The organism is Pseudomonas sp. BIGb0164, from assembly GCF_024810135.1.
GTDB lineage: Bacteria > Pseudomonadota > Gammaproteobacteria > Pseudomonadales > Pseudomonadaceae > Aquipseudomonas.
Genome location: NZ_JANUEA010000015.1, coordinates 1 through 19,031, shown reverse-complemented (window position 1 = coordinate 19,031; position 19,031 = coordinate 1). Strand labels below are relative to the sequence as shown.

General features: G+C 62.6%; 17 protein-coding genes and 2 riboswitches. Of the genes, 6 read left to right on the top strand and 11 right to left on the bottom strand.

Translation table 11 applies throughout. The features are described 5' to 3' along the window. Nucleotides 1-8: 8 nt before the first annotated feature. From pepN to M2394_RS29880, 6 genes are read right to left on the bottom strand one after another with little or no spacing between them, the layout of a single operon-like run. A complete protein-coding gene (gene pepN / locus M2394_RS29905) occupies nt 9-2,666 on the bottom strand; it encodes an aminopeptidase N (protein ID WP_259175770.1) in 2,658 nt (885 codons plus the stop codon). A 13-nt stretch (nt 2,667-2,679) separates the two neighbouring features. After that, nucleotides 2,680-3,510, bottom strand: coding sequence for a DUF2797 domain-containing protein (locus M2394_RS29900; protein ID WP_178919594.1), 831 nt, complete (start codon nt 3,508-3,510; stop codon nt 2,680-2,682). Next, on the bottom strand, nt 3,507-3,767 hold the full coding sequence (locus M2394_RS29895; protein WP_016972751.1) for a YeaC family protein: 261 nt from the start codon (nt 3,765-3,767) through the stop codon (nt 3,507-3,509). Before M2394_RS29895 ends, M2394_RS29900 begins: the two co-directional genes overlap by 4 nt. A gap of 14 nt (nt 3,768-3,781) precedes the next feature. Beyond that, nucleotides 3,782-4,657 carry a rhomboid family intramembrane serine protease gene (locus tag M2394_RS29890; RefSeq protein WP_178919593.1) on the bottom strand — a complete coding sequence of 292 codons (876 nt, stop codon included), beginning with the start codon at nt 4,655-4,657 and terminating at the stop codon, nt 3,782-3,784. Further along, nucleotides 4,654-5,628: a metallophosphoesterase gene (locus M2394_RS29885; protein ID WP_371319376.1), complete on the bottom strand. Its 975-nt coding sequence runs from the start codon at nt 5,626-5,628 to the stop codon at nt 4,654-4,656. The genes M2394_RS29890 and M2394_RS29885 overlap by 4 nt, the downstream gene beginning before the upstream one ends. Further along, the gene (locus M2394_RS29880; protein ID WP_003217892.1) at nt 5,625-6,515 is read right to left on the bottom strand and encodes an NAD(+) kinase; all 891 of its coding nucleotides are present in this window, start codon (nt 6,513-6,515) and stop codon (nt 5,625-5,627) included. Before M2394_RS29880 ends, M2394_RS29885 begins: the two co-directional genes overlap by 4 nt. A 145-nt stretch (nt 6,516-6,660) precedes the next feature. On the opposite strand from M2394_RS29880, the gene M2394_RS29875 reads away from it, so the two are divergent. Continuing rightward, nucleotides 6,661-7,608 carry a DUF1853 family protein gene (locus tag M2394_RS29875; protein ID WP_259175758.1) on the top strand — a complete coding sequence of 316 codons (948 nt, stop codon included), beginning with the start codon at nt 6,661-6,663 and terminating at the stop codon, nt 7,606-7,608. A gap of 114 nt (nt 7,609-7,722) precedes the next feature. Here the strand turns inward: M2394_RS29875 and M2394_RS29870 are convergent, their stop codons facing one another. Genes M2394_RS29870 through cobW form a run of 4 tightly spaced genes read right to left on the bottom strand, consistent with a single transcriptional unit; the run spans nt 7,723 to nt 14,212 of the window. Continuing rightward, the gene (locus tag M2394_RS29870) at nt 7,723-8,325 is read right to left on the bottom strand and encodes a VWA domain-containing protein (protein WP_259175757.1); all 603 of its coding nucleotides are present in this window, start codon (nt 8,323-8,325) and stop codon (nt 7,723-7,725) included. 53 nt (nt 8,326-8,378) lie between these two features. Then, nucleotides 8,379-9,383 (bottom strand): ATP-binding protein, encoded by a 1,005-nt coding sequence (locus tag M2394_RS29865; protein WP_259175755.1) that lies wholly within the window; start codon nt 9,381-9,383, stop codon nt 8,379-8,381. Next, entirely contained in the window at nt 9,383-13,144 is a 3,762-nt protein-coding gene (cobN, locus tag M2394_RS29860) for a cobaltochelatase subunit CobN (RefSeq protein ID WP_259175753.1), read from the bottom strand. Before cobN ends, M2394_RS29865 begins: the two co-directional genes overlap by 1 nt. 3 nt (nt 13,145-13,147) lie before the next feature. Next, nucleotides 13,148-14,212 (bottom strand): cobalamin biosynthesis protein CobW, encoded by a 1,065-nt coding sequence (gene cobW, locus M2394_RS29855; protein WP_178919588.1) that lies wholly within the window; start codon nt 14,210-14,212, stop codon nt 13,148-13,150. Nucleotides 14,213-14,304: 92 nt separating this feature from the next. Then, nucleotides 14,305-14,505, bottom strand: a riboswitch (cobalamin riboswitch). Between the two features lie 189 nt (nt 14,506-14,694). Here cobW and M2394_RS29850 point away from each other — a divergent pair. The 5 genes from M2394_RS29850 to cobM all read left to right on the top strand — a co-directional run bounded on the left by M2394_RS29850 (nt 14,695) and on the right by cobM (nt 17,753). Continuing rightward, entirely contained in the window at nt 14,695-15,204 is a 510-nt protein-coding gene (locus tag M2394_RS29850; RefSeq protein ID WP_259175750.1) for a hypothetical protein, read from the top strand. Between the two features lie 134 nt (nt 15,205-15,338). Next, nucleotides 15,339-15,547, top strand: a riboswitch (cobalamin riboswitch). A gap of 95 nt (nt 15,548-15,642) precedes the next feature. Continuing rightward, nucleotides 15,643-15,831, top strand: coding sequence for a CbtB-domain containing protein (locus tag M2394_RS29845; protein ID WP_259175747.1), 189 nt, complete (start codon nt 15,643-15,645; stop codon nt 15,829-15,831). An 11-nt stretch (nt 15,832-15,842) separates the two neighbouring features. Then, nucleotides 15,843-16,547 carry a CbtA family protein gene (locus M2394_RS29840; RefSeq protein WP_178919586.1) on the top strand — a complete coding sequence of 235 codons (705 nt, stop codon included), beginning with the start codon at nt 15,843-15,845 and terminating at the stop codon, nt 16,545-16,547. Beyond that, nucleotides 16,544-16,936 (top strand): cobalamin biosynthesis protein, encoded by a 393-nt coding sequence (locus M2394_RS29835; protein ID WP_259175746.1) that lies wholly within the window; start codon nt 16,544-16,546, stop codon nt 16,934-16,936. The genes M2394_RS29840 and M2394_RS29835 overlap by 4 nt, the downstream gene beginning before the upstream one ends. A gap of 70 nt (nt 16,937-17,006) precedes the next feature. Then, entirely contained in the window at nt 17,007-17,753 is a 747-nt protein-coding gene (gene cobM / locus M2394_RS29830; protein ID WP_259175744.1) for a precorrin-4 C(11)-methyltransferase, read from the top strand. A gap of 236 nt (nt 17,754-17,989) precedes the next feature. On the opposite strand, the gene nfuA is transcribed toward cobM, so the two are convergent. Then, nucleotides 17,990-18,574, bottom strand: coding sequence for a Fe-S biogenesis protein NfuA (gene nfuA / locus M2394_RS29825; protein WP_003190728.1), 585 nt, complete (start codon nt 18,572-18,574; stop codon nt 17,990-17,992). Nucleotides 18,575-19,031: the final 457 nt, after the last annotated feature.

Sequence of the window (19,031 nt, the reverse complement as noted above, 5' to 3'; positions counted from 1 at the left end):
CGGAATGCTTAGGCAAGGCTTTTGCTGACCACCTCAAACACATCGCTGGACAGCTCACCCGAGCCACGAATGCGCTCCAGTTCGGCCTTCATCAAGGCCTGGCGCGCACCGTCGTATTTGCGCCAGCGGGTCAACGGCGCCAGTTGGCGCGAGGCGATCTGCGGGTTGAACCCGTTCAGCTGGATCACCAGGTCTGCCAGGAAGCGATACCCCGAGCCATCGGCCGCATGGAAGTTGATTAGGTTCTGAGCGGCGAATGCGCCCACCAGTGCCCGCACCTTGTTCGGGTTCTTGATGTTGAACGCAGGGTGCTCCATCAGCGCCTTGACCCGCGCCAGCCCGCCCGGCAACACACTGCCGGCCTGCACGCTGAACCACTGGTCCATGACCAGAGGGTTATCCTTGAAGTTCTCGGCAAACACCGCCAGGGCCTGGGCTTTTTCCGCCTCGAACGGCGAATTCACCAGCACCGCCAGTGCCGTCAGGCGCTCGGTCATGTTGTCGCTGGTGTCGAACTGATCCAAGGTGGCCGCCAACACTTCAGGCTTGCCACTGAGCATCAGGTAAGACAACGCGATGTTCTGCAAGGCGCGACGGGCAAAGTGCTCGGCAGCGGCCACGTACGGGGTCGTCTTCGACAGCTCGCGATTGGCCTGGTAACGCAGCCACAAGCCTTCGAACAACTGATCGGCCAATTGCTTGCGGGCGAACTCGCGGGCCGTGTGAATGGCCTCTACATCCGCCACTTCGCTGATTTCGGTGAGGTAGGCTTCGCTCGGCAGCGAGAGCATCTCGGCAACCATCGCCTGGTCCAGCGACTCATCACTGAGCACCGTGCGCAGCGCGTCGATCAGTCGCTGATCCAGCTTCAGCGGCTGGCCGGCCTGATGCTGGCCGATCAGCTCCTGCAACACTTGCACCGACAGTTGCTGGCCCGCATCCCAGCGGTTGAAGCCATCGCTGTCGTGCTGCATCAGGAACATCAGTTGGTCGCGGTTGTACGGGAAGCTCAGTTTCACCGGCGCCGAGAAACCGCGCAGCAGCGATGGCAACGGCTGTTCGGCGATGTCGAGGAAAGTGAAGGTCTGCTCGGCCTCGGTTACGGAGATCACGCGGGACGTACCACCTGCCGTCGCTTCACCGGCCAGGCGCAAGGCGATAGCGGCGCCCTGCCCGTCCAGCAAGCCCAGCTCGACCGGGATCACGAACGGCAGCTTTTCAACTTTGTCCGGCGTTTCCGGGCAGCTCTGGCGGAAGGTCAGGCTGTAGGTCTTGGCCACAGCGTCATAGGACTCGCTCACTGCCAAACGTGGCGTACCCGCCTGGCTGTACCAGCGCTTGAACTGGCTCAGGTCGGCGCCGTTGGCGTCTTCCATGGCCCTGATGAAATCGTCGCAGGTCACCGCCTGGCCATCGTGACGTTCGAAGTACAGGTCGCTGCCTTTGCGGAAGCCTTCTGCGCCGAGCAAGGTGTGGATCATGCCGACCACTTCCGAACCCTTTTCATACACGGTGAGGGTGTAGAAGTTGGAGATCTCGATAAAGCTGTCCGGGCGCACCGCGTGGGCCATCGGGCCGGCGTCTTCGGCGAACTGGTGGGTACGCAGGTACGCCACGTCCTGGATACGCTTGACCGTGGCCGAGTTCATGTCGGCAGAGAAGCCCGAATCACGGAACACGGTGAACCCTTCCTTGAGCGACAGCTGGAACCAGTCGCGGCAGGTCACGCGGTTGCCCGACCAGTTGTGGAAGTATTCGTGGGCGACGATCGCCTCGACGCGCTGGTGCGCAGCGTCGGTGGCGGTTTCGGCGCGGGCCAGCACGGCGCTGGAGTTGAAGATGTTGAGGCCCTTGTTCTCCATCGCGCCCATGTTGAAGTCGTTCACCGCCACGATCATGAAGATGTCGAGGTCGTACTCGCGGCCGTAGGTTTCTTCGTCCCAGCGCATGGATTTCTTCAGGCTGGTCATGGCGTGCTGGCACTTGTCGATGTTTTCCGGCTCGACGTAAATGCGCAGCGCCACGGTGCGGTTGGTCATGGTGGTGAAGCTGTCTTCGACGCACCACAGGTCACCGGCCACCAGCGCAAACAGGTACGCCGGTTTCTTGAACGGGTCTTCCCAGGTCGCCCAGTGACGGCCGTCTTCGCCCGGGCCGCTGGCGATCGGGTTGCCGTTGCTCAGCAGCACCGGGTAGCTGTGCTGTTCAGCAATCACCGTGGTGGTGAAGGTGCTCATCACGTCCGGGCGGTCGAGGTAATAGGTGATCTTGCGGAAACCCTCGGCTTCGCACTGGGTGCAGAACATGCCGCTGGATTTGTACAAGCCTTCCAGCGCCGTGTTGGTTTCCGGGTGGATCTTTACCGTGGTGTCCAGGGTAAAGGTCTCACTCTGCGGGTGCACTGTCAGGTGGCTGTCGGTCAACTGGTAGTCAGCGGCCGTCAGTTCCTGGTCGGCCAGGTTCACGCTCAACAGCTCCAGCTGCTGGCCATCCAGCACCAGCGGCGGCAGGCCCGCGCCACGCGCCGGGTTGCGGCGCATCACCAGCTGCGCGTGGACCAGGCTGTGGTCCTCGAACAACTCGAAGGTCAGGTGCGTCTCGTCGATCAGGTAGTCCGGCGCCTGATAGTCCTTCAGGTAGATCATCTTCGGTTGTTCGGTGCGCATGGATAGCATCCTTCTACTGATGCACGGCGAGCTGGTAGGCCGTGTACTTACGAATATTGATAACGCCAGTGTCGAAGATCAGGTACTGGCCCTTGATCCCCAGCAGCGTGCCTTCGGCAATCGGGTTCTTGTCCAGGTTGAAGCTGACGATTTTGGCCGGGTACTGCTCCACCGGGTAGCGAATTTCGATCGGCTCCAGGTCGGTCACCGGCTGGATCGCCTGCAGGCCAAAGCGCTCCTGCAACCCCAGCAGGCCTTCGGCGCACGAGGCGAACAGCTCATCGCGCACCTGCTTGAGGTCGACAGACTGCGCATCGCCCTTGAGCAGCGCGCGCCAGTTGGTCTTGTCGGCCACCTGGCTGCGGAACAGGTCTTCGACGAAGCCGGACTGTTGGCGGGTGGCCACGCGCATGATCGGCAATGCCTGGCTCGCGCCCTGGTCCAGCCAACGGGTCGGCAACTGGGTGGCGCGGGTGATGCCGACCTTGATCCCCGAGGAATTCGCCAGGTAGACCACGTGGTCGGTCATGCAGAACGTCTCGCCCCAGCTTGGCTCACGGCACGTGCCGGCGTCGTAATGGCAACGCTCGGGGCTCATGATGCACAGGTCACACTGGGCCAGCTTGGTCATGCACGGGTAGCAATAACCCTGGCTGAAACTGGTCTTGGTCTTGCGGCCGCAATGGCTGCAATGGATGGCACCGAGGTATTCCAGGCGCACGTGGGTGCCGATCATGGGGTTGACCGGCACCTCGGTTTCCCCGAGGCGAAAGGCGTATTGAACGGTCGGCTCACCGAGTTGCGCCGACATCTTGCTGACTGCACCGCGACCTATTTCAATCAATGGATCGCATCCGACTTGAACAGGATGTTCGGCACCGGCGCCGACTTGGACGCGCATTCCTGCGGGCCCATGTAGCCGGTGCGCTGGTCTTCCGGCAGGTTCTGGATTTCCCAGGCGATCACCGCCTGCAGGGACAATTCGCGCTGCTCGGCAGTGAGCTTGCGGCCATCGGACCATTTGCCGATTTCCACGGCCAGTTTGAGGCTCTCGTAGATATCCGGGGTGATGTTTTCGATCATTTCAGCAAAAGAGGACATAAGGCTCTTCCTTATCAAAGTGAGGCTTTGCGGCGGTTGTACAACCCACCCAGCAAACCCGTCAGGCAACCGATGAGCAATCCACTCACATGCGCCGCGTTGGCGATTTCGCCGAAACCGATCATCGAGATCAGCCCCGACATACAGAGCACCAGCCAGATCAGCATCATCGCCAGCACGCCACGGGGCAGGCGATAAGCCGGGTTAGGCGATAACAACTGGAAAATCCAGCAATGCCCGAGCAGGCCATACAACACGCCGGACAACCCGCCAAACAGGCTCGGGCCGCCGTAGGCGTATTGCGCGTAGTTTGAGACCAGGCTGAACAGCAGGGTCAGGCCGAGCAGGTTGATGCTGCCCTGGCGCACTTCGATGCGCCGGCCCAGTTCCCAGTACCACATGCCGTTCATGGCCAGGTGCAGGATGCCGAAGTGAATCAGCATCGGCGTGACCAGCCGCCACCACTGCCCCGACGCCAGGCTGTCGGCCAGCGGTGTGAACTGGATGTACTCGCCCAGCACGCGGAACGGCAGGAAGGTCAGCCAACCCATGGTCTGCAGGTTTTCACCGAGCAACGTCACCGCGCCCACGATGATGCTCGCCAACAGCACCAGCGCGGTCACGGGGCTCATGCGCAGTTGCTGGGCGAAACTGGGGCGGGTCTGCGGCGCCTGGAACTGTTCGGGAATATCCAGTTGCTGGTCCGGATCGCCGGCAGGAAAACGCTGATACAGCACGCGCACGTCATCGCTGATGGTTTCCGGTACCCACAGCACCTGCTCCCCCGCTTCTTCGCTGACGCGATGGGGCACCTGCATGCGTTGCAGCAGCTTGACGAAACCGCCCAGGTCGACGCTCAGGGGCAAGCGCAATACAGCCACGGTACTCATGAGATAACCTCGGGACGCTCGACGTCGACCCATACAAATTTACGCGGATCCAATTGGGTTTCCTGGTCCAGGCGATACGCCACCAGCTTGCCGTACAGCACGGCGCTGTAGTCCAGGCAGGCCAGGTTCTCGCGGATCGGTGCCGGCTTGCCGCTGCGCCAGTAGTGGCCGACGAACAACAACGGTTCGTCCACGCCGTAGCGCAGCAGGGAATTCTTTTGTGTGGACGACAACGGCGTACGGGCCACCGGTTCGGGCAGCGCGTCGGGTTGGAACACAATGTCGCCGTAGGTCTTCGGGTCGTCTTCCCAGAATTTGGTGCGGAAGAACGAGCGCGTCAGGCCATCGCCACCGGTCAGCGTCAGGCCATCCGGCAGGCGCATGTCGGTGCCGCGCAGCAGGCGGTCGAACGCATTGCAGGCAAAACTGCCCGGCACGGCGGCGGCTTGCAGGAAATGCTGGTCGATGCAGCCGTCCGGGAAGGTGGCGCGCAAAGGCTGGATAAAACCGTCGTCCCAGCACGCGTGCACCACACGGAAACGCCCGGCATCGACAAACAACGGCATGTCGTAGAACCAGCCGAGGAAGTCATGCCAGTCGCCCGGGTGCTGCTCGAACTGGGTCAGGGTTTCGTGGATCAAACGCGCATGCCGTGGGTTGTGCTCGCGCACGAACTGCTTGCCACTGCCCGGCGGCGCAGGCGTGGTCCAGCCCAGGGCATTGAATTCATGGTTGCCCATGATGCACAGCGCCTGGCCGGCCTCGACCATGTCATGGACGATATGCAGCGCCTCGCGGATACGCGGGCCACGGTCGATGATATCGCCGAGAAACACCGCCATGCGCGACGGGTGCCGCCAGACACCGCCGATCTTGTGGTAGCCCAACTGGTCGAGCAAGTGCTCAAGGGTATGAGCGCAACCGTGCACGTCACCAATCAGGTCGTAGCTACGCGCGGGATCGAGCATCAGTCGCCTCCACCCCCCAAGCGGCTGCCCCAGCCCAGCTTGGTGCGGCACACTTCGTAGTAGTTGTGATCCAGCGGGTGGATCAACCGCAACTTCTGCGCCTTTTTACTCACGGTGATGGTGTCACCGGGGGCACAGGTGAAATGGTTCTGCCCGTCGCAGGACACCTGCGGGTAGATCTGCATGTCTTTGGACACCACGATTTTCAGCTCGCTGTTGCCGTCGACCACAATCGGCCGGCTGGACAACATATGGGGGTACATCGGCACGATCACAATGGCATCGAGCTTGGGATGCATGATCGGGCCACCCGCCGACAGCGCATACGCCGTGGAACCGGTAGGCGTGGCGACGATCAGGCCGTCGGCCTTTTGGCTGCACACGAACTGGCCGTCGATATACAGCTCGAACTCGATCATGCGCGTGGATTTGCCCGGGTGCAGCACCACGTCGTTCAGCGCATCGCCCTGGCCGATGGCTTCGCCGTGGCGACGCACTTCGGCTTGCAGCAGGAAGCGGTTTTCCACCAGGTAATGGCCGTCGAGCACCTTGGCCACTTCGACTTCCAGCTCATCCGGGCGGATATCGGTCAGAAACCCCAGGCTGCCCCGGTTGATCCCCAGCACCGGCACGTTATGTCGTGCCAGGGCGCGGGCGGCGCCGAGCAGGCTGCCGTCGCCGCCGACCACAATCACCATGTCACACACTTCGCCGAGCATCTTGCGCGACGAGGTCTGCAGGCCGTGGCCGGGAAGAATCTCGGCGATGGTGTCTTCGAGGATCACATGCAGGTGGCGTTCCAGCAGGAATTTTTTCAGCCGGCGGACGGTGTCCAACACCTGGGTACTGCCCAGGCGACCGATAATGCCGATATTGCGAAATTGCTCCATGGGGCTCCTGCGGGATTTGGGGTGTGGCAAAAAAGAACGATTATGGGCGAAAGGCCGCGTCAGGCAAAACCCTTTGTCGCCGTCAGGCCTTGATGACAACGGTTCTCAGCCACCTGCACCGCACGTAAAAGGCTATGCTCGGACCATGACTGTGTTCCCCGATCTGCACAACCTGCCCCGCCAACTGCGCCACCCGGAGGTGCGCGACCTGGCGTGGGTGATGCTCGCCCCGCCGATGCTCACGCACACGCCGTGGCCGCAACGCCACCCGCTGGCCGGCAGCGACTGGGTGCAGGCGCCCCATCTTCTCGAACACTGGTTACGCACACTTGATCAAGACAGCAGCGCGTTGCAGCAGTGGCTGAGCCAGGCACGCACCCGGCGCCTGGGCCTTTATTACGAGCGGCTGTGGCAATTTGCGGTGCAGCATGCGCCGGGGGTGGAACTGATCGCTGCCAACCTGCCGATCCGTCGCGCCGGGCACACCCTGGGCGAGTTGGACATGCTGATTCGTGATCGCGATGGCGTGCATCACCTGGAACTGGCGATCAAGCTCTACCTGGGCCCACAAGACGGCAACGGCAGGGACGCGGCCCTGTGGCTGGGCCCCGGTTGCCATGATCGACTGGACCGCAAGCTGGCCCACCTGGCCCAGCACCAACTGCCGATATCTGCACGCCCTGAAAGCCGTGAAGCGTTGGCGGCGCTGGATATCCAGCAGTTCGATGCGCATTTGTGGTTGGGTGGCTATTTGCTTTACCCCTGGCCTGGGTTGGCGGAATCACCGAATGGCGCGCACCCACAGCACCTGCGCGGACGCTGGCTGCATCAGCGCAATTGGCGCGCATTTGCCAGCGCCAGCGCGCCCGGCCGCTGGCAACCCCTGCCCCGCCATGCGTGGCTGGCGCCGGCGCATTACCCGGCGGACGACGTCTGGAGTGAAGAACGGATGCACGGCTGGTTGGCAGAACTGGACCCGATGGCACCGGCGCAGTTGCTGGTGCGGATGGTTCAGGTGGGTGAGGATTGGGAAGAGGCCGAACGGCTGTTCCTGGTGGCAGATCTTTGGCCGAATGTGCCGGGGGCTGGCTGATTGCTTTGCGGTGCATTCAAGGGACTCATCGCAGGCAAGCCAGCTCCCACATGTGATAGGCGGCGCGTTCAAAATGTGGGAGCTGGCTTGCCTGCGATGGCGGTAGTTCAGGCACTACAACTTGTCGATATGCCGATAATCCAGCTGCAAGCCGGCTGCCAACGCCTCAGCCCGGCCTAGGCGAATCGGGCCGCGCTCGATATCCACCAGCAGTCCTGGGCACTCCAAGTGAGGCAACTCGGCAACATCCTTGAGGCGCCCATCCGTTATCACTAGCAACCGTTGCTGCTCCGTCGGATACCGCTTGCGCCGCACCGCCAACCAATGCCCCGCCTCGGTCAGCGCTGCCAGCAACGGTGTACCACCGCCCGCGCCTAATTGCTCCAGCCAACCCACCAAGCCCTTCGCCGCCTTCAACCCCTGAACCTGCCACTTCGGCGCCTGCCCGCTGGCTGTCAGCAATGCCATGCGCGCCCGCTGGCGATAGGCGTCATCAAACAGTTGGGCCAACAAGCCCTTGGCATCGGTCAGTGCTCGGTGGCGCCGGGTAGACGCAGACGCATCGACAATCACCAGCCACAGCTCATGGGCAGCACGACTGCGCAGGTGGAACAGCAAATCCTCTCGCGATTGCGGGCGGCCGCCCAGCAACGTGCCGGGCCAGTTGATCGCGCCCTGCCTGGCGCTGCGTGCCTTGCCGTGCCTGCCTCTCTCCACTCGCCCTGCCTTGGGCCGGGCATCCGCCCCCACGTCAGGTCGAGGGCGAATGCCTAGGGCTTTTTTGGCCAGGTGGGGACTTCACGGCGTGCGCCTGTGGGCAGGGCCGGCGCGGGCATGTCACCCCATTGGCCCTGGCCTTGGCTCGGCGAGGTGTCGGATGGCTTGGGCGACGGCCCTTCGCTCGGCGGACTCGCCGGTGGGGTCTGCACCTGGCGGCGATGACGCAGGGCAAACTCGGCGACCGCTTCAATATCCTCTTCAGCGATGACACCCGCACCGCGCCATGCCGCATGGGCCCTGGCGCCGCGCAACCACACCAGGTCCGCACGCAGGCCATCGACACCGGCCGCAAAACAGCGCTCGGTGATCTGTGCCAGCGCCGCATCATCCAGCGCAATGCTGTCGAGCCGCGCCCGCGCCTGGGTGCAACGCTCACGCAGTGCGGCCTGTTCTGCGGCCCAGTGTGCAAGGAACGCCACGGGATCACTGTCGAAATCCAGGCGGCGGCGGATGATCTGCCCCCGCTCGGCCGGCAAGGTCTGCCCGCTCAGCGCTACATTGAAGCCGAAGCGGTCGAGCAATTGCGGGCGTAACTCGCCCTCCTCCGGGTTCATGGTGCCGATCAGCACAAACCGCGCCGAATGGCGGTGCGAGATACCGTCGCGTTCAATCAGGTTGGTGCCGCTGGCGGCCACGTCGAGCAGCAGGTCCACCAGGTGGTCGGGCAGCAGGTTGACTTCATCGACGTACAACACACCACCGTCGGCCTTGGCCAGCACGCCGGGGGAAAACTGCGCACGGCCTTCGCCGAGGGCTGCGTCCAGGTCCAGCGTGCCGACCAAGCGTTCTTCGGTAGCGCCCAGCGGCAAGGTCACAAACTGCCCGCTGGCCAGCAGGTCTGCCAACCCACGCGCCAAGGTGGACTTGGCCATCCCGCGCGGGCCTTCGATCAGCACGCCGCCAATCTTGGGGTCGATGGCGGTCAGGCACAGGGCCAGTTTCAAGTCGTCGGCGCCGACCACGGCGGACAGCGGAAAATGCGGAGTATCAGTCATCAGCTGTCTTCTTCTATATCCAGCAACAGGTTTTCCAACGCCGCCTTGTAAGCCCCGGGCTCTTGCCACAGGCCGCGCTGCTGGGCTTCGAGCATGCGCTCGGCCATATCGCGCAGGGCATCGGGGTTGTGCTGTTGCACAAAGGCCCGGGTGTCAGGGTCCAGCAGGTAGGCGTCGGCAAGCAACGCGTATTGATGATCGTCGATCAGCGCGGTGGTGGCGTCGAACGCGAACAGATTGTCCACGGTGGCGGCCATTTCGAACGCACCTTTGTAGCCATGGCGCTTCACACCTTCGATCCACTTGGGGTTGGCAGCGCGGGAACGGATCACCCGGTTCAGCTCTTCCTTCAAGGTGCGGATCTTCGGCAAATCAGGTTGGCTGTGGTCGCCATGATAGCTGGCGGCCTTGTCGCCGCTCAGGGTTTCCACGGCGGCGAGCATGCCGCCCTGGAATTGGTAGTAGTCGTTGGAGTCGAGCAGGTCATGCTCGCGGTTGTCCTGGTTCTGCAACACCGCCTGCACCTGGCTCAGGCGCTGAGCGAATTGTTCACGGGCGGCCGTGCCTTCGTCGGCACCGCCATAGGCGTAACCGCCCCAATTAAGGTAGACCTCGGCCAGGTCTTCACGGGTTTGCCACAGGCGACCGTCGACCGCGCCCTGCACGCCGGCCCCATAGGCACCGGGCTTGGCCCCAAAAATGCGCCACCCGGCCTGCTTGGCGGCGGTTTCTTCGTCCAGGCCGGACACACGCAACGCCTCACGCTCGCTGCGCACCTTGGCCGCCAGCGGGTTCATATCGTCCGGCTCATCCAACGCCGCTACCGCCTGCACCGCCGCGTCAAACAGGCGAATCAAATTGGCAAACGCATCGCGAAAGAAGCCTGACACTCGCAACGTCACATCGACACGCGGACGGTCCAGCAGGCTGATCGGCAGGATCTCGAAGTCATCCACCCGCTGGCTGCCCGTGGCCCACACCGGGCGCACGCCCATCAGCGCCATGGCTTGGGCAATGTCATCACCGCCGGTGCGCATGGTGGCCGTGCCCCACACCGACAGGCCCAGCTGACGCAGGTGGTCACCGTGGTCTTGCAAGTGGCGCTCAAGAATCAGGTTGGCGGACTGGAAACCGATGCGCCAGGCGGTCGTGGTGGGCAAGTTACGCACATCGACGGTGAAGAAGTTGCGACCGGTGGGCAGCACGTCCAGGCGTCCACGGCTGGGGGCGCCGCTCGGCCCTGCGGGTACAAAGCGGCCGGCTAACGCATCGAGCAAGCCGCGCATTTCGGCCGGGCCGCAGGCATCCAGGCGCGGCGCGACGACGATGCGCAGGCTCTCGATCACCGCCTTCACGTCTTCCCAACCGGGTTCTTCCAGCTGTTCCAGCGGCCCTTCCAGCGCCTGCTCGATCAACCGCGCGGCGTACAGTTCCAAACGCTCGCGGGTGTCGCCTGCGGTGCGCCACAACTGTGGGTCGATTTTCTGCAATACAAGCGGACGGCGCCCGGTCCAGGGCTCGGCCAAGGCGCAGTCCAACGGGTCAAAGCCCAGCTCGAATGCCTTGGCCAGCACCCGCAAGAGGCTCGATTGCGGGCCGCGCCCATCGCCACGCGGGATACGCAGCAAGGCCAGCAAGGTGTCGATACGCAGGCGACCTTCGGGCGACTCGCCGAAAATATGCAGGCCGTCGCGGATCTGCGACTCCTTCAAGTCACACAGGTAAGTGTCCAGGCGCGGCAGCCAAACGGCGGCGTCCGCCTCGCTGTCCAGCTCAAGCTCCTGGTCGATGCGGGTTTCGCGCACCAGCTTGAGGATGTCTTTCTGCAATTCCAGAGCGCGGCGCGGGTCGAGCAACTGCGCTTCGTAGTATTCGTCCGCCAGCAGTTCAAGGTTGCGCAGCGGCCCGTAGGTTTCGGCGCGGGTCAGCGGTGGCATCAAGTGGTCGATGATCACCGCCTGGGTACGCCGCTTGGCCTGGGCGCCCTCGCCCGGGTCGTTGACGATAAACGGGTAGATATTCGGCAACGGCCCCAGCAATGCATCGGGCCAGCAGTTTTCCGACAGGCCCACGCCCTTACCGGGCAGCCATTCGAGGTTGCCGTGCTTGCCCACGTGGATCACGCCGTGGGCGCCGTAGGTGTGGCGCAGCCAGAAGTAAAACGCCAGGTAGGCGTGAGGCGGTACCAGGTCCGGGTCGTGATAGACGGCGCTGGCGTCCACTTGATAGCCACGCGCCGGCTGGATGCCGACAAACGTCAGGCCCAGGCGCAGGCCGGCGATCATCATGCGGCCGTCGCGGAACATCGGATCGCTGTGCGGTGCACCCCAGCGTGCCAAAACAGCTTGGCGGTTGGATTCAGGCAGGCGACTGAACATCGCCTCGTAGTCATCCAGGCTCAGGCTTTGATGGCAGGGGCGCAGGTCGAGGCTGTCGAGGTCGTTGGTCACGCCGCCAAGCAAATCGTGGATCAGCGCAGTGCCGCTTTCAGGCAGCTCGCTCGGCAGCGGATAGCCTTCGGCTTGCAGCGCACGCAGGATATTCAGCGCGGCAGCCGGCGTATCCAGGCCCACGCCGTTGCCGATACGGCCGTCGCGGGTCGGGTAGTTGGCGAGGATCAGCGCGATGCGCTTGTCAGCATTCGGCACCCGCGCCAGCTCGACCCAACGCCGCGCCAGTTCAGCGACAAAGTCCATGCGTTCAGGCGCGGCGCGGTAACAGACCACGTCCGACTGGCTGCGCTCGCTGCGCCAGGCCAGGTCCTTGAAACTGATCGGCCGGCTGATGATGCGCCCGTCCAGCTCCGGCAAGGCAATGTGCATCGCCAGGTCGCGCGGGCCCAGGCCTTGTTCGCTGGCCTGCCAGCCGGGCTCGTTGTCTTGGGCGCAAATCGCCTGGATCACCGGGATATTGCGGCGAAACGGTCGCAAATGCGGCGCTTCGGGGCTGGATTGGGCAAAGCCGGTGGTGTTCAAAATCACCGCCGCACCCACTTCATCCAGCAGGTCCTCGACCACCGTCAGGCAGCCGGGCTCTTTCAAACTGGCCAGCGCAATCGGCAGCGGGTTAAGGCCCGCTGCCTGTAAGCGTTGGCAAAACACATCGATAAAACCCGTATTGGCCGCCTGCAAATGGGAGCGGTAGAACAGCACCGCCGCCACCGGCCACTCGGGGTTCCAATCCGTCTGCCAGTCGTTCAGGCGCGGGTTGGCTTTATGCGGGTGATAAATCGCCGTGCGCGGCAGGGTTTGCGGCTCGGCCCAGGTGTAGTCGCGGCCCAGGTAAGCGCTGGCCAGGCAGCGATAGAAATCCAGCGCGTTGCCCAGGCCGCCCTGGCGCAAAAAGTGCCACAGGCGGTCGCGGCTTTCGGCGTTTACCGTACTCAGGCTGCTGAGTTCCGGGTCCGGGCGATCGTCCCCCGGCACCAGGATCAGCTGCACGCCGCGTTCGGCCAGCTCCACCAGCCGCTCGATGCCGTACCGCCAATAACCGATGCCGCCGTGCAGCGAAATCAGGATGACCTTGGCGTGGCGCAGCACTTCATCGACGTACAGGTCGACCGACGCATGGTTCTGCACCTGCATCGGGTTGGCCAGCCGGAAGCTGGGGTAATCGTCGGGCAATTGCTGGGCCGCTTCGGCCAGCAATGCCAGGCTGGAATCACCGCTGCACAGGATCACCAGGTCAGCGGGGGTTTGGCCAAGGTCGGCAATATTGTCGTCCGAGACGAAACCACCGGGCTGGGTCCTGAGCAGGTGCATGGGTCAGACGCTGAGTGCAGCGCGCAACTGCGCTTCGAGGCCGGCGGCATCGAGGTCCTGACCGATCAGCACCAGGCGCGTGATGCGCGCTTCGTCAGCGCCCCAGGCACGGTCGAAGTGCTTGTCGAAACGTGTGCCCACACCCTGGATCAGCAGGCGCATCGGCTTGTTGGGGATGGCCGCGAAACCTTTGACGCGCAGGATGCCGTGTTGCACCACCAGTTGGGTCAGGGCGTCGAGCAGCAGGGCTTCGTCGGCTTGCGGCAGGTCGATGGAAATGGAATCGAAAGCGTCGTGGTCGTGATCGTCGTCTTCACCTTCGTGGTGATGATCGTGATGGCTGTGGCGACCGTCGATGTGCTCTTCAGAGCCGGCACCCAAGCCGATCAGCACGTCCAGCGGCAGGCGACCGCTGCTGGCTTCGATGATCTTCACCGCAGGCGGCAGCTCTTCGGCGACTTCCAGGCGCACGCGGGCCAGGTCTTCCGGGTTGATCAGGTCGGTTTTGTTGAGGATCACCAGGTCGGCGCTGGCCAGTTGGTCGGCGAACAGCTCGTGCAACGGCGACTCGTGATCCAGGTTCGGGTCCAGTTTACGCTGGGCGTCGACCTGGTCCGGGAAGGCGGCGAAGGTGCCCGCGGCGACGGCCGGGCTGTCGACCACGGTGATTACCGCGTCGACGGTGCAGGCGCTGCGGATTTCCGGCCACTGGAAGGCTTGTACCAAGGGTTTTGGCAGGGCCAGGCCTGAGGTTTCGATGAGAATGTGGTCGAGGTCACCACGACGGGCCACCAGTTCGCGCATCACCGGGAAGAACTCTTCCTGCACGGTGCAGCACAGGCAGCCGTTGGCCAATTCGTAGACGCGGCCGTTGGCTTCTTCTTCGGTGCAACCGATGGAGCACTGCTTGAGGATTTCACCGTCGATGCCCAATTCGCCGAATTCGTTGACGATTACCGCGATGCGACGGCCCTGGGCGTTGTCGAGCATGTGGCGCAGCAAGGTGGTTTTGCCCGAGCCGAGGAAGCCGGTAACGATGGTGACGGGGAGTTTGGCCAGTGTTTTCATCGGATGCCCTTTGGGGCGGGCATACGGGACGATAGGCCCTGCGACGGCGCGCAGCAGCGGATTTCGTCACCGGATCACCCCGCCCGGTTGAAGTAGAAAATCGGTTGCGAGGCAGGTCTCCTGGCTTGGGGCGTGCGGGTCTTGCGACCGGCGCTGGCTGCGCCTTCCCGCCTTGTCGGCAGTGGCGTGGCAGTCAGCTGAACCCTTTACAGTTGCGGGGGCAGCCGCGGCTTGGACCGCGTTCCCTTCTTAGCTCCGGCCTGGGCTGGAGAACCTCGAGGGTGCAAGGCTACGCAGTGCCACAGAGCGGGTCAATGCCAACACATGAGGTTCGCGCCATACCGCGGCAGTCGAATGAAACTTACAACTCGCATTAATTGCCCGATAGCCAGCTAGGAACAGCTTGGACTTTTGCACCACACAGATTTGGCTCATAAGCGCTCAATGCGCGCCAGACATACCAACGCAATAAAGGATCAAACATGACACTTTCGGCACTTTCCCCCCTCCACTTTAACCTGCCACCTAACGCACCGAGCTACAAAGGCGAGAAAGAAGCTGATGCCCCGCAGGACAGTATTCAGATCCAACACGCTGCATACACCAGCACGAGTAGCCTCGAAACTCGGGCAAAGAGAAGTACAACAGAGCAAAAGCCCCAGGTCTGGTTCTACAGTGACAAAGAGTTGCTACAAGAGGTGAAGAAACACTTCGATGAATATGCAGCCGGACAGGGCGATGAATACGTCAACTTCAAAGAATTAAAAGAGGCCGCCGGTCAGGTGCCAACCACGAGAACCTTCTCTCCAAAAGCCTCAGCCGTTGCCGAGGAGATCCTCAAACGCACCCGGCTTCTCAACCAGCTGGACATAGGAGTGGGCTGGACACACACCGGAAGGGGATTACAAGACGAGAGGTTTGATCATGACAACCTTGACTACTTGATCACCTACGCTTCCACTAAGCGCAGAGTCAAGTTAATTCGAAATTAATATGAAAATTTGTCTGATCCGCAAAAAATCAACATCAGATTGCTCGTCATCCTTGAGGTCAACTCTATCCTTCAAACACCTTAAACATTTACAGCCGCTCAAGGTGTTTGACGCACATCAACCGCCCATGTTCTCCTACACATCTTGTTTCGGGTGCCCTGCAAAGGGTGAAACGGGAAACCGGTACGCCATACCTCTATGGCAAGTCCGGTGCTGCCCCCGCAACGGTAAGCGAGCGAAGCGTCATAACCACTGTGCACTTGCATGGGAAGGCGATGCTTTCAGGACTCTCCCAAGAGCCCCCTCGCAAGCCCGGAGACCGGCCCGAAAAAATCAGATAACAAACCCGCGGTGGGCGGGCGCTGTTCGAACCCTGCGTGCCCGGCTCGCGGGGTTTTCATGCGCTCGTGTCACCCTGAAACCCTGAAGGGACGCGCCATGTCGATCATCACCAGCACCTCGCACGCCACCGGCAACACCACCACCCTCAGCCAACGCCTGACCGCCGCCATCGGTGCGTCGATCCTCGGCGCGTGCCTGGTGTATTTCGCCGGTTTCTCTCATATCGAGGCGGTGCACAACGCAGCCCACGATACCCGCCACAGCGCCGCGTTCCCGTGCCACTGAGACTTGCCGACATGATCAAGCGTATTGCGCAAACCGCAGGGTTCACTGGCCTGCTGGCCGCCCTGCTGCTGACCCTGCTGCAAAGCTTCTGGGTCGCCCCGCTGATTCTGCAGGCGGAAACCTTCGAAAACGCCCCGGCCGCCACCGAAGTGGCCCACGAACACGCCGAAGGCGCCGCCGCCCACAGCCATGACGCCGAGGCCTGGGAGCCGGAAGATGGCTGGCAGCGTGTGCTGTCCACCACGGGTGGCAACCTGGTGGTCGCCGTCGGTTTCGCCTTGATGCTGGCCGGTCTCTACACCCTGCGCGCACCGACCCGTACCGCGCAAGGCTTGCTGTGGGGCTTGGCCGGTTACGCCACCTTCGTACTGGCGCCGACCATGGGCCTGCCACCTGAGCTGCCAGGCACTGCGGCAGCCGATCTGGCGCAACGGCAGATCTGGTGGATCGGCACCGCCGCCTCCACCGCCGCCGGTATTGCGCTGCTGGTGTTTGGCCGTAACTGGCTGCTGAAAGTGCTGGGTGCCGCGATCCTGGCCGTGCCTCACGTCATCGGCGCGCCACAACCGGAAGTGCACTCGATGCTGGCACCCGAGGCGCTGGAAGCGCAGTTCAAGATCGCCTCGCACCTGACCAACGTCGCCTTCTGGCTGGCGCTGGGCCTGATCAGCGCGTGGTTGTTCCGTCGCAACCGTGACGATCACTACGCCGCATGATCCTGGCGGTCGGCTTGGGCTGCCAGCGGGGTTGTGACGTTCACGCCCTGCTGGATCTGTTTGACAGCGCCCTCGCGGAGGGGGGCGTTGATCGCAACAGCATTACCGCGCTGGCCAGTATCGATCTGAAAAAGGATGAACGGGGAATACGGGCCATGGCCCGGGCGCTGGATCTCCCGTTGCACTGTTTCAACGCAGGACAACTGGCGGTTTATGCCGAGCGTTTAAGTCACAAATCCGAGGTCGCCTTTGCCCATACCGGCTGCTACGGCGTCGCCGAAAGCGCTGCCCTGGCCCTGGCCGAACACCTCGCGGGTGCCCCTGCCGGACTGCTGATCACCCGCAAAAAAGCCGCCCAGGCTACCTTTGCGTTGGCGTGCGCCGGCTAAAATCCCGATAATCGCCGCTTCCGATCATGAGCCACTTTCATGCTCGCCCGTTTTTCGACAGGAATTTCCCATGACCGTCTACTTCATCGGCGCAGGCCCCGGCGACCCGGAATTGATCACCGTCAAGGGTCAGCGGCTGATTCGCAACTGCCCGGTGATCATCTATGCCGGCTCGCTGGTGCCCGCAGCGGTGCTGGAAGGTCATCAGGCAGAGACCGTCGTCAATAGCGCCGAATTGCACCTGGAACAGATCATCGACCTGATCAAGACAGCCCACGCCAAAGGCCAGGACGTGGCGCGGGTGCATTCCGGCGACCCAAGCCTTTACGGGGCGATTGGCGAGCAGATCCGTCATTTGCGCGAGTTGGGCATTCCTTTCCAGATCATCCCGGGCGTTACCGCAGTGGCCGCCTGTGCGGCGTTACTGGAAACCGAGTTGACCCTGCCGGACATCGCCCAGAGCGTGATTCTGACCCGCTATGCCGATAAAACAGGCATGCCGGCCGGCGAGAGCTTCGACAGCCTGGCGCGGCATGGCACGACCATGGCGATCCACCTGGGGGTCAACCACTTGGACAAGATCGTCGCTGAGCTGCTGCCACACTATGGCGCCGACTGCCCGATTGCGGTGGTGCACCGGGCGACATGGCCGGACCAGGATTGGGCGGTCGGCACACTGGCGGATATTGCCCAGAAGGTGGCCGCCAAGGGCTTTCGGCGTACGGCGCTGATTGTGGTGGGCCGAGTGCTGGCCAGTGACAGCTTCAGCGAGTCGTCGCTGTACCGCGCAGGCCATGCCCACCTCTACCGCCCTTGATCAAGCCCAGAGAGCTACGCAAAACCCTGTGGGAGCCGGGCTTGCCCGCGATGACGGTGTGCCAGATAAAACATTTGTCTGCTGATATAACGCTATCGCAGCGATGCGGCGACCCGACAAGCCAGCTCCCACAGTTGATCTATTTTTTTAAATAGATAGTGCAAGCCATTGAATTTAAGGCATAAAAAAACGGCGCTCACGGGGCGCCGTTTTTTTGTTCGCAGTGAACGCCTTACTCAGTAGTAGGCGTTTTCTTTCTGCGTGTGGTCAGTCACGTCGCGTACGCCCTTGAGCTCTGGAATACGTTCGAGCAAGGTGCGCTCGATGCCTTCACGCAAGGTCACGTCCGCCTGGCCGCAGCCTTGGCAGCCGCCGCCAAACTTCAATACGGCGATGCCGTCGTCAACCACGTCGATCAGGCTGACCTGGCCGCCGTGGCTGGCCAGGCCCGGGTTGATCTCGGTTTGCAGGTAGTAGTTGATGCGCTCGTTGACCGGGCTGTCGGCATTGACGTTCGGCACCTTGGCGTTGGGCGCCTTGATGGTCAACTGGCCGCCCATGCGGTCGGTGGCGTAATCGACCACAGCGTCGTCAAGGAAGGCTTCGCTGAAGGCATCGATGTACGCGGTGAAGCTTTTCAGCCCCAGGGCGGTGTCTTCAGGCTTTTCTTCACCCGGCTTGCAGTAGGCAATGCAGGTCTCGGCGTACTGGGTGCCGGGCTGGGTGATAAAGACGCGGATGCCGATACCCGGGGTGTTCTGCTTGGACAGCAGGTCAGCCAGGTAATCGTGGGCGGCGTCGGTAATGGTTATGGCAGTCATGGAAACTCCTCACAGGCTTGCCGGCAGTTTACGCCAAAATATTACGCAGGTACAAAGTCCTAGTGTTTTTGTCGGGATAGGCGGTTTCTCGGACGGGGTACATATCCGTTTTGGGGGTAACGGCTGCTTAGGGTTCCGCCCTTACGGCGGCTCACTTTGGAAAAGAGCCGGAATGCCGGCCCAGCCCAAAGTAAGCAAAGGGCTCTTGCCCCAACACTCGGCACCTCGCCTAGGCTCGGTGTGCCCGTAATCCGACAGGTATTTGGGGGGCGCCTAAGATCAAAAGCAAGATCAAGAGCAAAAGCACAGCGGCCTGACAGCCGGCTTGAGTGGTGTAGATCAAGAGCGAATAGCACGCTTTATGTGGGAGCTGGCTTGCCTGCGATGGCATCGATTGGGTGTGCCTGATGTACCGAGGTGTTTGCATCGCAGGCAAGCCAGCTCCCACAGTTGACCC